The organism is Minwuia sp. IMCC3060, assembly GCF_029909435.1.
In the GTDB taxonomy this organism is placed as follows: domain Bacteria; phylum Pseudomonadota; class Alphaproteobacteria; order Minwuiales; family Minwuiaceae; genus Minwuia.
Genome location: NZ_CP123782.1, coordinates 3893532 through 3906664 on the forward strand (window position 1 = coordinate 3893532; position 13133 = coordinate 3906664).

Below are 13133 nucleotides of genomic sequence, written 5' to 3' on the forward strand. Positions count from 1 at the left end.
GCCCGTATCATCTGTGGACCGTGCCACCCCTCTCCCCCTCCCGACCACCCATCAGGATACTCGCGTGGGTGGTCGGGAGGGGGAGAGGGGAGGAACGGCCCACAAAGCAAAGACTTCAGCGCCGCACGGTCGGCAAGCAGTTTCCCGCCCTAGAAGACCCAGTATCCGCCGTCGATCAGGAAGCTCTGTGCGGTGTGGAAGCTGGAGGCCTCGCTCATCAGATAGACCGCGACACCGCCGAAATCCTCCGGCTTGCCCCAGCGGCGCATCGGCATGCGCGGCATGACATTGCCGTGGAAACGCGGATCGGCGAAGGCGCTTTCGGTCATCTCGGTCTCGATCCAGCCGGGCAGGATGGAGTTGGCGGTGATGCCATAGCGCGCGAACTCGATGGCCATGGCGTTGGTCATGGAGATCAGGCCGCCCTTGGACGCGGCATAGTGCTCGTTGCGGGCGGGGCCGGAGATCGCGGCCAGGGACGCGGTGCCGACCAGACGCCCGAAGGGGTCACCGTTCTTCGCGCGCTCCACCATGTGCCGGGCGGCGGCGCGGAAGGTCAGGAAGGCGCCGTCGAGATTGACCGACATGACCTTGTGCCATTCATCCAGCGTCATGTCGGTGAAGGAGGTGCCGCGCGCCGACATGCCGGCATTGGCGAAGCAGCCGTCGACCCGGCCATGCGCCTCCAGCGTCTCGGCGAAGCGCCTGTCGACCTCTGCCTCGTTGCTGACATCGCAGAGGAAGGACGTGTAGGTACCGCCGTCGCCGACTTCCTTCAGCCGCGCCAGCGCCTCGGCGTTCTTCTCCGCGCTGCGGCCCCAGATGCAGACATCGCCGCCCGCCATGGCGATGGCCTCGCCAAAGCCCAGGCCGATGCCGCCATTGCCGCCGGTGACGAGGGCAACCTTGCCGCTCAGATCGAAGGGTTTGTAGGTCATGGAAATCCTCCCCAGGGTGTTTCAGGCGGTTTTGATAGCCCATTCCGGCGCGGTTTGCATCGGCTTGCGACCGCATGGCGCGGATTTCACGGAGGCCCGGGAGATCCGGTGCGATTCCATCAGGCGATGGACTGCTATATAAGGCGCGCATGTTCGACGGAAATCAGGGGCTGGGTCACATGGCGGTCAACAGGAACCATCCGGAATCACAGGAGGCCGCGCGCCTTGTCAGCCGGATGCTGATCGAGACGGAGGCGGTGCGTTTCAATGCGGAGACACCGTTCATCTTCACCGCCGGCTGGGCCAGCCCGGTCTATATCGACTGCCGCAAGCTGATCGCCTTCCCGCGGGTCCGCATGAAGATCACCGAACTGGCCGCCGACATGCTGGGCCGCGAAGTGGGGTTCGAGGCCTTTGACAGTGTCGCGGGCGGCGAGACGGCGGGCATTCCCTACGCCGCATGGATCGCTGACAAGCTGATGCTGCCGATGCAGTACGTGCGCAAGAAGCCCAAGGGCTTCGGTCGCATGGCGCAGATCGAGGGCAATCTGCAGGAAGGCGAGCGCGTGCTGCTGGTGGAGGACCTGACCTCCGACGGCGGCTCGAAGATCAACTTCTGCGATGCCATCCGCGCCGCCGGTGCCCATGTCGATCATGCCTTCGTCGTCTTCTATTACGACATCTTCCCCCATGCCCCGGCGAACTTCGCCCGGGCGGCGATCGAACTGCATTACCTGGCCACATGGCGGGATGTGCTGGTTGCCGCGCGGGAGAGCGGGTACTTCGAATCCGCGACCCTGGACGAGGTGGAGAAGTTCCTGGACGATCCGGTGACCTGGTCCGGCGAACACGGCGGGCGTTCCGACATTCCGGAATGAGGCGTGTGGCCCGCAGGCCGCAGCCAGCAACATTTCGCCGCACCGCACACAAGCTATTGTGCAATGCAACATGAGTTGTTATCTGTGCTTCAGGTTCCAGAGCGTCTGCTGACGCGCGTGAATACGGAGAATTCAGATGACAGACAACAAGACGGACGAAACGCCGAAGGTCGCCGAAGCGGCACCGAAGGCGGAAGCCGCCCCGAAGACCGAGGCTGCGGCCCCTGCAGAGACTGAAGCCAAGGCGGCCCCGGTCGCGGAAGCGGCTGCGCCTGCGAAGGCAGCAGCGCGCAGGGCGACGGCAGCGAAGAAGGCTCCGGCCAAGGCCCCGGCAAAGGCTGCGACCCCCAAGGCTGCAGCGACCAAGGCAACGACGACCAAGGCCGCCCCGGCGAAGAAGACCCCGGCCCGGAAGGCTGCGCCTGCGAAGGCAGCGGCCAAGCCGGCCGCGAAGAAGGCCGCGCCTGCAAGGACCACGGTCAAGGCAGCGACCGCCAGCAAGCCCGCAGCCGCCCCGAAGGCGGCCGCGAAGAAGGTCGCTGCGACCGCCGAAGCCGTGGCAGGTACCTTCCAGCCGGACATGTTCGCCGCGCTGCAGGAGAGCATCGAGATGGTTGTCGAGACCAACCGTACCGCCGTCGAGTCGGCCATGGAGCTGCAGGAGACCACCACCAGCTTCGTGCAGAGCCGTCTGGCCGCGAGCGCCGCGGTCGTGGATCGCATGGGCAGCGCCGAGGGCCTGACCGAGATTGCGGATCTGCAGCGTGAATATGCCGAGTCGGCCTTCGAAGCCTGGACGACCCACTTCGGTGTGGTCAGCACGACCTATCAGGACGTCCTGGCACGCGGTGTCGAACTGGCCACCCAGCGCGTCAATGCCGCCTCGGAGCAGGTCCGCGAGGCACGCTGGTTCTGATACCGGAACATTCCGATCTCGGGAGAGGCCTTCGGGTCATGTAGCGTTCCCGATCAAGAAGGGGGTCACCGTCGCGGTGGCCCCCTTTTGTGTTCCGGAAGGCTTCGGCGTCCCGGCTCAGCCCGCCAGACGCTCCAGTCCCGCCTGCAGATCGGCCTTCAGGTCGTCCGTGTCCTCCAGCCCGATGTGCAGCCGCACCAGCAGGCCGGGGCCGCTCCAGGGGGTGGCGGTACGGAACTGTTCCGGTTTCTGGTGAATGACGAGGCTTTCGTAGCCGCCCCATGACGCGCCGAGGCCGAAGAGCTTGAGCCCGTCGATCATGCGGGCCAGATCGTCGTCGCTGTAGCCGTCGCGGAGGATGATGGAGAACAGGCCGGACGATCCGAGGAAATCGCGCTTCCAGATGGCGTGGCCCGGGTGGCTTGGCAGGCCGGGGTGCAGCACGCGATCGACCTCCGGCCGGGTCTCCAGCCAGGCGGCGACGTCCAGCGCATTGACCATGTGCTGGCGCAGCCGCACGGCCAGGGTGCGCAGCCCCCGCAGGCCGAGATAGACGTCGTCCGGCCCGACGCACTGGCCCATCGCCTGCGCGGTCTGGCGCAACGGCTGCCAGGCGGCTTCATTGGTCACGACCACCCCCAGCATCGCGTCCGAATGGCCGACGATGTACTTGGTGGCGGCGTGGATCGAGACATCGACGCCATGCTCGAAGGGGCGGAAGAACAGCGGGCTGGCCCAGGTATTGTCCATCAGCACCATGGCCCCGGCCTTCTTCGCCTCCGCCGCGATGGCAGGAATGTCCTGCATCTCGAAGGTGTGGGAGCCGGGGGCCTCCACATAGACGATCTTCGTGTTCGGACGGATCAGGTCGGCGATGCCGGCGCCGATCAGGGGATCGTAGTAGGTCGTCTCCACCCCGAACCGCTTCAGCACCCCGTCGCAATAGCTGCGGGTGGGGCGGTAGGCGGAATCGCTGACCAGGATGTGGTCACCGGCGGCGACATAGGACGTGAGCGCCGCCGCGATGGCCGCGAGGCCCGAGGGGAAGGCAAAGGCGCTGTAGCCGCCCTCCACCTGCGCCATCGCCTCCTCGAAGGCCAGCGATGTCGGGTGACCGATGCGCCCGTACATGGTGACGGTCTCGCCCTTCTCGCGCCGCGCGCCGTTGGCCTTCATCGTCGCCATCGACGGGTTGAGGATGGTGGAGGTGTGATAGACGGGCGGGTTCACCACGCCGAGATTGCTTTCCGGGTCGCGCCCGGCGGTGACGATGGTGGTGTCCTGCTTCATGGTTGTCTGGCTTTCCCCTGATTGCGTCCGCATTCCCGAATGCGGCCGGTCTCGCGCAAGATGCTGACCGAATACTGACAACGATACTGACAGAGCTTTGACGGTCAGGCCAAGTGCTGCATTGCGGCAAGCGCCACCTTGCAATGCAGAAACCCTGTTGTGTTGTCGGAAACCCGGGCATAGGCTGCGCGGGTTAAACGCACCTCGGACACAAGTGGTGCTTCCGGACCGGTGGGGCATCGACCCTGCTGGCCACATACAGGACGGCACTGCAAATATCCGGGGATCGGATGAAACAGGGAGTTTTCCAATATGAAAGTTAAAGGCGCAATCATTGCTGCCGCTGCCGTGATGGCAGTGTCGACAGCGGCGAACGCGGCCACGCTCGACGACGTCAAAGCCAAGGGCTTCGTCCAGTGTGGTGTGTCGACCGGTCTTGCCGGTTTTGCCTTCACGGATGCCAATGGCGTCTGGGACGGCTTTGATGTCACCTTCTGCCGCGCGACGGCTGCGGCCATCTTCGGTGACGCGAATGCCATCAAGTTCACGCCGACCACGGGCAAGACCCGTTTCACGGCGCTGGCTTCCGGTGAGGTCGATATCCTGTATCGCAACACCACCTGGACGCTGAGCCGCGACGTCGACCTGGGTTTCACCTTCACCGGTGTGAACTACTACGACGGTCAGGGCTTCATGGTCCGCAAGAGCCTGGGCGTGAAGTCTGCCAAGGAACTCGACGGCGCCACCGTCTGCATCCAGACCGGCACCACGACCGAGCTGAACCTGGCCGACTTCTTCCGTGCCAATGGCATGAGCTACGAGCCGGTTCCGATCGAGACCAATGCCGAGGCGCAGCAGAAGTACCTGTCCAACGCCTGTGACGTGTACACCACGGACGCTTCCGGTCTGGCCGCGACGCGCGCAACCTTCGAGAAGCCGGGCGAGCATGTGCTGCTGCCGGAGATCATCTCCAAGGAACCGCTGGGTCCGCTGGTTCGCCAGGGTGACGACCAGTGGGCGGACATCAGCGCCTGGGTGCTGAATGCCCTGATCATCGCCGAGGAAAAGGGCGTGACCAAGGCCAACGTCGCCAAGCTGGCTGCGGATGGTTCCGCTGATCCGGAAGTCAACCGCCTGCTGGGCAAGGAAGGCAGCTACGGCGAAATGCTGGGCCTGCCTGCCGACTGGGCCGTGCATGCGATTTCCGCCGGTGGCAACTACGGCGAGATCTTCGAGCGCAATGTGGGCGAAAGCACCGCGATTGGTCTGGCCCGTGGCCTGAACCAGCTCTGGAGCAAGGGCGGCATCCTCTACGCACCGCCGTTCCGTTGATCTGAATATCGGGCGCGTCATCCCAGGGTGACGCGCCCGACTTCTTTCTGACGGGGAGGCGACTGGCCGGACTGTTATTCTGTCCGGCGCCGTAGTACGAGGGGGCTCTGTGCCATGGCCACGATCTCCACTTCCGGAGACACGAATTTCCGTATCGGGATGTTGATCTACGACACCCGTTACCGGTCCTACACCATCCAGATTATTGCTTTGATCGTTTTCATGCTGGCTGCCGCATGGCTGCTGAACAACGTGATCCAGAACCTGGCAGATCTGGGCAAGACATTCGGGTTCAGCTTTCTCGGCGAAACCGCTTCCTACGACATCAACCAGCGCCTCATCGACTATTCGTCGACCTCGACACATGCACGGGCGGCCGTTGTCGGCATTCTGAACACGCTGCTCGTCGCCATTCTGGGCTGTATCACGGCCACCGTCGTCGGCGTGATCGCGGGCGTGCTTCGCCTGTCGAACAACTGGCTGATCGCCCGCCTGATGACGATCTATGTCGAAGGTTTCCGCAACATCCCGGTGCTGATCTGGATCCTGATCACCGTCGCGGTGATCAACGAGACCCTGCCGGCACCGAACCAGTTCCGCGGCGCGGACCCCGATGCCTCACCACTGCTTGGTGGCATGCTGGTCCTGACCAACCGCGGTTTCTACATTCCCGCGCCGGTCATGGGCGACATGTCGATGGCCGTGGTCATCGTCTTCCTGCTCTCCATCGGCGTGATGATCGGTTTCCGACGCTGGGCGAAGAAGCGCCAGGAAGCGACGGGCGAGATCCTGCCGATGTTCCCGATCTCGCTGGCGATCCTGTTCCTGCCGACGATACTGGTCTTCTTCCTTCTCGGGATGCCGATAACGCTCGAGTACCCGGAACTGAAGGGTTTCAACTTCAGGGGCGGCGTCTTCATGCGCGACAGTCTGATCGGCCTCTGGCTGGCGCTGTCGCTCTATACCGGTGCCTTCACGGCGGAAATTGTCCGCTCCGGCATCCTGGCCGTCAGCAAGGGCCAGTCCGAAGCGGCGTTCGCTCTCGGCCTGCGGCCCGGACGGACCATGAACCTGGTGATCCTGCCGCAGGCGCTGCGGGTGATCGTGCCGCCGCTGATCAGCCAGTACCTGAACCTGACCAAGAACTCCTCCCTCGCCATTGCCGTTGGCTACATGGACGCCACCGGCACGCTGGGCGGCATCACGCTGAACCAGACGGGGCGCGAAATGGAGTGTCTGATGCTGCTGATGGGCTTCTATCTGGTGACCTCGCTCAGCATCTCGGTGGTGATGAACTGGTACAATGAACGCGTCAAGCTGAGGGAGAGGTAAGATGAACGACAGCCACAAGCCGTTCGTCGCGGCGGGCGACATTCCGCCGTCTCCGCCGCCCTCCAGCGTGGTCGGTCCTGTCGCATGGATGCGGGAGAACCTGTTCTCCAGCATTCCCAATGCAATCATGACCCTGGTCGGGGCCTTCATCATCTACAGCCTGCTGGCATCGGTCATTCCTTGGCTGTTCCTGGATTCTGTCTGGAACGCCACCTCTCTGGGCAACTGCCGGGAGATCGACGAGGGTGCCTGCCTCGCGGTCATCAAGGAACGCTACCTGCAGTTCATCTATGGCTTCTATCCGGAAGAGGAACGCTGGCGTTCGATCGTGGCCTTCGTGCTGATGATCGTTGCCGTCTGGCCGGTGCTGTTCGCCGGGGCGCCACGCAAGATGCTGTATGTCTCTGCCCTCTACCCGGCCGTCGCCTACTGGCTGATCTGGGGCGGCACGATCTGGGGACCGGTCGGTGTCATGCTTGGCCCGGTCATCGCGATCATTGCCTACCGGATACTGAATCCCGTGCTGCGCGGCACGTCGATGGAGGAGGGGATAGCCGGTATCCTCGCCATTCTGCTTGCGGGTCTCGTGCTCGTCCTGTGGTGGCTGTTCGGCGTCGAGGTCTTCGACGGTATCCTGAGCAGCGTCGTCTTCATCGGGCTGCCGGTTGTTGAATCCAGCAAGATCGGCGGCTTCCTGCTCTCGCTCATCATCGGCGTCAGCGGCATTGCAGGATCGTTCCCGCTGGGCATTGCGCTCGCGCTCGGACGACGCTCCAACCTGCTCTTCATCAAGGCGATGAGCACGGGGTTCATCGAGTTCGTCCGTGGCGTGCCGCTCATCACCCTGCTGTTCGTGGCCTCCACCCTGCTGAACTACTTCCTGCCGCCGGGTACCAGCTTCGACATCATCCTGCGGGTGGTGATCATGGTGACGCTCTTCGCCGCGGCCTACATGGCGGAGGTGATCCGGGGCGGTCTGGCGGCCCTGCCGAAGGGACAGTACGAGGCAGCCGATGCGCTGGGCCTGGACTACTGGAAGTCCATGCGCCTGATCATCCTGCCTCAGGCGCTGAAGATCTCCATTCCGGGCATCGTCAATACCTTCATCGGTCTGTTCAAGGACACGACGCTCGTGTCGGTGATCGGTCTGCTGGATCCGGTGGGTATCCTCAACCCGATCCGCGCCGACCAGAACTGGAACGGCATTGTCTGGGAGCTGTATGGCTTCATCGCCATCTTCTTCTTCATCTTCTGCTTCGGCATGTCCCGCTATTCGATGTATCTGGAGCGCAAGCTTCAGACCGGGCACCGTTGATCGCGTAAAGGAAAGGTCTTACCCATGAGCGAAGTGGCAATTGATCGCGAAGTCGATCGTTCCAAGCTTTCGGTGTCCGACGAAGTGGCCATCGAGATCACCGCGATGAACAAGTGGTACGGTGACTTCCACGTGCTGCGTGACATCAGCCTGACCGTGAACCGGGGGGAGCGGATCGTGGTCTGCGGCCCGTCCGGTTCCGGCAAGTCCACCCTGATCCGCTGCATCAACCGGCTGGAGGAACACCAGAAGGGCACGATCGTCGTGGACGGGATCGAGCTGTCGTCGGATCTGAAGAACATCGACAAGATCCGGTCCGAAGTCGGCATGTGCTTTCAGCACTTCAACCTGTTCCCGCACCTGTCCGTGCTGGACAACTGCACCCTGGCGCCGATCTGGGTCCGCAAGGAACCGCGCAAGGAAGCGGAAGACCGCGCCATGCACTACCTGGAGCGGGTGAAGATCGCCGATCAGGCGCAGAAGTTCCCCGGCCAGCTTTCCGGTGGTCAGCAGCAGCGTGTGGCCATCGCACGCTCGCTCTGCATGAACCCGCGCATCATGCTGTTCGATGAGCCGACATCGGCCCTCGATCCGGAAATGATCAAGGAAGTGCTGGACGTCATGGTCGACCTGGCGGAGACCGGCATGACCATGATCTGCGTCACCCATGAAATGGGCTTTGCCCGTCAGGTGGCGAACCGGGTCATCTTCATGGACCAGGGCCAGATCATCGAGCAGAACGAGCCGGAAGAGTTCTTCAACAATCCGCAGAGCGACCGGACCAAGCTGTTCCTGAGCCAGATCCTCAGCCACTGATACTGATCCGGCGCGGTCGTCCCTGCCGGCGGTCTGTTCCCTCGCGGTGTTCGTTGCCGGACCTGGTCCGGTAGCCGGTGCGGTCGTCTGACGGATCACCCCAAAATAATGACGCGGCCGGATTGCTCCGGCCGCGCCATCCTCCCCTTCCCGGCCTCCTCCCCAGTAGGCCCGGCGGAAAAGCTGGTATTCGCTGCTGTCAGGCGGCGGACCTTGCCAGACGCTCGGCGGCAGGTGCGGCCTTCTTCAGCTCCGGCATGACCTCGCGCGCGAACAGTTCGGCGTTGCGCATCGATTCGTCGTGCGGCATCCCGGCGTAGGAGAAGACACCGTTGAAGCCATCGGCGCCGATGGTGTCAGCGGTCTTCATGATCTTCTCGAGGCACATCTCCGGCGTGCCCCAGACCTGCAGGTTCATGAAGAATTCCGTTGCCGCGTCGGGACCGTTCTTCAGCAGGTTGTCACGGAACTGGGCGTAATATTCATAGCCCTTCATGTTCTGCATGTGCTCGCCGTCGAACTGGTAGTGGTCCATGACCGTCTTCCAGTAGCCACCGATGTACTTCAGCGCCATCTCGTAGGCGCGGTCGCGGTTCTCGTCACAGAACACCCAGCCGCCGGCGATCGGGGCAGGGGCTTCGGCATTGTTCACTTCCCGGTAGATCGTGCGGTATTCGTCCAGTTCCTTGCGCACCGCGGCCCAGGGTTTCTGCGGAATGATCAGGATGCCGACCCCCAGCCGCGCCATGATGCGGGCAGACTCGGGGCTGACCGCGGCGGCATAGGTGCGCCCGCGGAAACTGCCGCGCGGGTTCGGGCGGATCTCGACGCGGGGCTGCCTGTAGTGTTCCCCGTCGAACTCGGCGTAGCCCGTCTCCAGGCTGTCGAGCACCATGGTCGCGGCCTCGACGAAACGTTCCCGGCTTTCCCCCATGTCCAGACGGAAGCCGTCGAACTCGACCTTCCCCGCACCGCGACCGATACCGAGGATGAAACGACCGCCCGACATGTTGTCGAGCATGGAGATCTGTTCGGCCGCCCGCAGCGGGTCATGCCAGGGCAGCACCACCACCATGGAACCGATCTGGATGGTCTTCGAGCGCCCGGCCATGTAGCTGAGGAACATCAGCGGGTCAGGGCACATGGTGTAGTCGGTGAAGTGATGTTCGACCGTCCAGACACTGTCGAAACCCAGGGGCTCCGCCGCCTCCGCCAGGGCCATGTCAGCCTCATAGACCTCCCGGTCCGTGCGTTCCTTGCCCGGGTTCTGGAAGATCACGCCCATACCGACATGCATTGGCCTACTCCTTCGTGTCGTAGTGCTACTCGCGGGTATCCTTGTGCCGGAAACATCCGATTGGGTCAAGTGGTCGCAGTCGAAAATGACGAGATTTTCGGCACAGGGGCGTGCAGGAGCCCAGTTATCCGGCAGTTCGGGATGGCAGTGACCGGGGAATTGCTGCTGAAGGGGCTGACGGGCCGGTCGGGCTGACGGGCCGGTCAGGCGGAGGGGACTGGCCGTCGCGTGATGTTCAGACCCGGAAGGGCTGGCGCAGACCGCCACCGTCGGGGCGCAGGACCATGGCGGACAGGTCACCCGCCGCGCGATAGGCGATCACGGCGTCCGAAGCGCGATCCGCCGTTGCCGCCTGTCCGCCGTCCGTCTGCGCCTGGCGCTGGACTTCATAGAGCAGGCGATGTCCGACGAGACCGGAAAGGGTCGGTACCGGCCAGTGGGCCGCGGTCCCTGATACGGAGTGCGTTGCATCGCGACCCGAAAGCGGATTGGGCGGTGCATCCTGCTGCCCACGGGTATCACTGATCCGTTCGGTCGGGGTGACGGGTCGGTCGGCGGCACTGCCACGGTCCCTCGGCGACACGCCCGCAGCCATCGCGCGCGGGACCAACCCGGTACTGGCGCTGACCCCGTTCACACGCATGTCGGAACCGTGAAAAACTGTCGCATTCCCCAAATATACGGCGATGGGGAAATCTTTACAAATAGTTAATCAGAAATCTTGGTTAATTTCTGTCGAATTTGTTTACAATTTTATTCAAACAGCGGCCATCAGCCCTTTGGCTTCATCATCTTCTCAAGTTGCCGCTGCATGGCATCGAGCTGATCCTTCATCTGCTCGATATCCCCCGGGGTACTGGCGGCCTTTGGCTTCTCGGGCTCCGCCGCTGCCGGCCTGGGCGTGGGTGCTTCGCCGGCGGAGGGTGCCCCGTCCTGCAGCACGGCAAAGGGGTTGAACATGCTCATGGCCTGGTCGAACAGCGCCATGTTGCGCTTCGTGGCCTCCTCGAAATGCAGCAGGGGCGAGCCCAGACTGCCGCCAAAGCGGGTACGCATCTCGTCCTGGTTCTTCGAGAAGGCATCCATCGACATGTCGAGATAGCTGGGCAGCAGGCCCTGCAGACTGTCGCCATAGAAGCTGATGAGCTGGCGGAGGAAGTTCACCGGCAGCACGTTCTGCCCCTTGCCTTCCGCCTCGAAGATGATCTGCGTCAGGACGGAACGGGTGATGTCCTCCCCCGACTTGGCATCGAACACCACGAAATCGATATCGTCGCGCACCATCTCGGCCAGATGGTCCAGCGTCACGTAGGAAGAGGTTGAGGTATTGTAGAGCCGCCGGTTCGCATACTTCTTGATGGTTACCGGACCCTCTCCGGCCTTGTCTCGACGGGACATTCAGCAACTCCGACCAGGTTTGCGCGCCACCCTGACAGGTCAGGACGCGTGGACCTTGAACTATCGCCGTTTCATGCTGCATTGCGCAAGGCGTATTCGCTCTTGCAGCGAAGTCGGATCGGGCTCCGCGATTTCCCGTTCACGGGAAATGCTGTAGATTGGACGTGATGACAGCGCCAGCATCTGATCCCTCTGACCTTGACCGCCTCGCCCGACAGTTCGTCGACCTCTGGCAGGAGCAGGCTGCCCGGGCCTCCGCCGATCCCCGGCTGAGGGAGAGCTGGAAAGCCTTGAGCGGATTCCTGCATGACCGCAACGCCGAACAGCAAGGACCCGGGACCGACCCGCAGGGACCCGGGAACGACACCGCGCCGACGCATCGGACCGCGACCGCTGGCGCTGCATCTGGCGACAGCGGGGGCGACGCTGACCGGGGCGATGGCGGCACTGCCACTGGCGCAGGCGGGCGGGATACCCTGGCACCCTGACATCAGGGACAGGGCCACCGACCTGCTGGCCGCAATGGCCGCCGAGGACGCTACCAGGCTGGGGGGCGCGATCGCCGCCGAATGCGCCCGAAGGATGCAGGCCACCCTGGCGGGCATCGAACAGTACCAGACCCATCCCTGGCACAGGATCGCCGATGACCCGCCCGCGGTCTGGCGGCAGGGTGCGGTGCGGCTGCTCGACTATGGCCTGCCCGACCGGCCGGACGCCCCGGTGGTGATGTTCGTGCCGTCGCAGATCAACCGCGCCTGGGTGCTGGACCTGTTGCCCGGCAACAGCATGCTGCGCTGGCTGGCGGCGGAAGCCGGGCTGCGCCCCCTGCTGCTTGACTGGGGTACGCCGGGGAAGCCGGAACGCCGCTATGATGTTGCCGCCTACCTTGGCGGTCCCCTGTCGTCGGCGCTGGATGCAGCGGTCAGCCTGAATGGCGGCCGGCCGGCCCCCGTCGTCGGCTATTGCATGGGCGGCACCCTTTCCGTCGCCCTTGGCCTGTTGCGCAGCGATGCCGTGTCCGCCCTGGCGCTGCTCGCCTCCCCCTGGGACTTTCATGCGGACCTGAGCCCCCAGGCGGAAGCATTCGCCGCGTCCCTGCCCATGTGGCAGCCGGTGCTGGCGGCCTTCGGCGAGATGCCGATAGACCTGATCCAGGCCTTCTTCGCCGCGCTGGATCCCAACCTGGCGCAACGCAAGTTCGCCCGCTTTGCCGGCATGGATCCGGACAGTGAGAAGGCCCGGCAGTTCGTCGCGCTGGAGGACTGGCTGAACGACGGACCGGCCCTGCCGCCCAGGGTCGCGCATGACTGCCTTGTCGGCTGGTACAACGAGAACCTGCCGGGCACGGGCCGCTGGCGGATCGGCGATACGGCTATACGTCCCGGTGATCTGCCGATGCCGGTGTTCGCCGCCATTCCGGCACAGGACAGGATCGTCCCGCCCGCATCCGCCCGTGGCGCGGTGGCTGACCTGCCGGATGCAACCGTGATCGAGCCGGCAGCGGGGCACATCGGCATGGTCGTCGGCTCCCGCGCCCGGCGCAGCCTCTGGGAGCCGCTCGCCACATGGCTGGGGAAGGTGACATGAGACACTGGCTGCTTCATGTTGCGCCGCAGCAAGA

The 13133-nt window shown here is 64.0% G+C and carries 12 protein-coding genes; 7 read left to right on the forward strand and 5 right to left on the reverse strand.

From position 1 onward, the window contains the following. Positions 1-149: 149 nt before the first annotated feature. Entirely contained in the window at positions 150-938 is a 789-nt protein-coding gene (locus QGV54_RS18265) for an SDR family NAD(P)-dependent oxidoreductase (RefSeq protein ID WP_281019215.1), read from the reverse strand. A gap of 179 nt (positions 939-1117) precedes the next feature. On the opposite strand from QGV54_RS18265, the gene QGV54_RS18270 reads away from it, so the two are divergent. Beyond that, positions 1118-1816 carry an orotate phosphoribosyltransferase gene (locus QGV54_RS18270; RefSeq protein WP_348637673.1) on the forward strand — a complete coding sequence of 233 codons (699 nt, stop codon included), beginning with the start codon at positions 1118-1120 and terminating at the stop codon, positions 1814-1816. Positions 1817-1952: 136 nt separating this feature from the next. Beyond that, entirely contained in the window at positions 1953-2732 is a 780-nt protein-coding gene (locus tag QGV54_RS18275) for a phasin family protein (RefSeq protein WP_281019213.1), read from the forward strand. A gap of 117 nt (positions 2733-2849) precedes the next feature. Here QGV54_RS18275 and metC read toward each other — a convergent pair whose 3' ends face one another. Continuing rightward, positions 2850-4022 (reverse strand): cystathionine beta-lyase, encoded by a 1173-nt coding sequence (gene metC, locus QGV54_RS18280; protein ID WP_281019212.1) that lies wholly within the window; start codon positions 4020-4022, stop codon positions 2850-2852. A 312-nt stretch (positions 4023-4334) separates the two neighbouring features. On the opposite strand from metC, the gene QGV54_RS18285 reads away from it, so the two are divergent. The 4 genes from QGV54_RS18285 to QGV54_RS18300 all read left to right on the forward strand — a co-directional run bounded on the left by QGV54_RS18285 (position 4335) and on the right by QGV54_RS18300 (position 8817). Then, the gene (locus QGV54_RS18285) at positions 4335-5354 is read left to right on the forward strand and encodes an amino acid ABC transporter substrate-binding protein (protein WP_281019211.1); all 1020 of its coding nucleotides are present in this window, start codon (positions 4335-4337) and stop codon (positions 5352-5354) included. A 114-nt stretch (positions 5355-5468) separates the two neighbouring features. Further along, entirely contained in the window at positions 5469-6686 is a 1218-nt protein-coding gene (locus QGV54_RS18290) for an ABC transporter permease subunit (protein WP_281019210.1), read from the forward strand. 1 nt (position 6687) lies between these two features. Beyond that, on the forward strand, positions 6688-8001 hold the full coding sequence (locus tag QGV54_RS18295) for an amino acid ABC transporter permease (RefSeq protein ID WP_281019209.1): 1314 nt from the start codon (positions 6688-6690) through the stop codon (positions 7999-8001). Positions 8002-8025: 24 nt separating this feature from the next. After that, entirely contained in the window at positions 8026-8817 is a 792-nt protein-coding gene (locus tag QGV54_RS18300; protein ID WP_281019208.1) for an amino acid ABC transporter ATP-binding protein, read from the forward strand. Between the two features lie 199 nt (positions 8818-9016). Here the strand turns inward: QGV54_RS18300 and QGV54_RS18305 are convergent, their stop codons facing one another. The 3 genes from QGV54_RS18305 to phaR form a co-directional block, all read right to left on the reverse strand. Beyond that, positions 9017-10114, reverse strand: a complete 1098-nt coding sequence (locus tag QGV54_RS18305) for an LLM class flavin-dependent oxidoreductase (RefSeq protein ID WP_281019207.1) — start codon at positions 10112-10114, stop codon at positions 9017-9019. A 235-nt stretch (positions 10115-10349) separates the two neighbouring features. After that, complete coding sequence (locus QGV54_RS18310; RefSeq protein WP_281019206.1) at positions 10350-10697, reverse strand: hypothetical protein; 348 nt, start codon at positions 10695-10697, stop codon at positions 10350-10352. A gap of 188 nt (positions 10698-10885) precedes the next feature. Beyond that, positions 10886-11512, reverse strand: coding sequence for a polyhydroxyalkanoate synthesis repressor PhaR (phaR, locus tag QGV54_RS18315; protein WP_281019205.1), 627 nt, complete (start codon positions 11510-11512; stop codon positions 10886-10888). A 306-nt stretch (positions 11513-11818) separates the two neighbouring features. On the opposite strand from phaR, the gene QGV54_RS18320 reads away from it, so the two are divergent. Next, positions 11819-13099, forward strand: a complete 1281-nt coding sequence (locus QGV54_RS18320) for an alpha/beta fold hydrolase (protein ID WP_281019204.1) — start codon at positions 11819-11821, stop codon at positions 13097-13099. Positions 13100-13133: the final 34 nt, after the last annotated feature.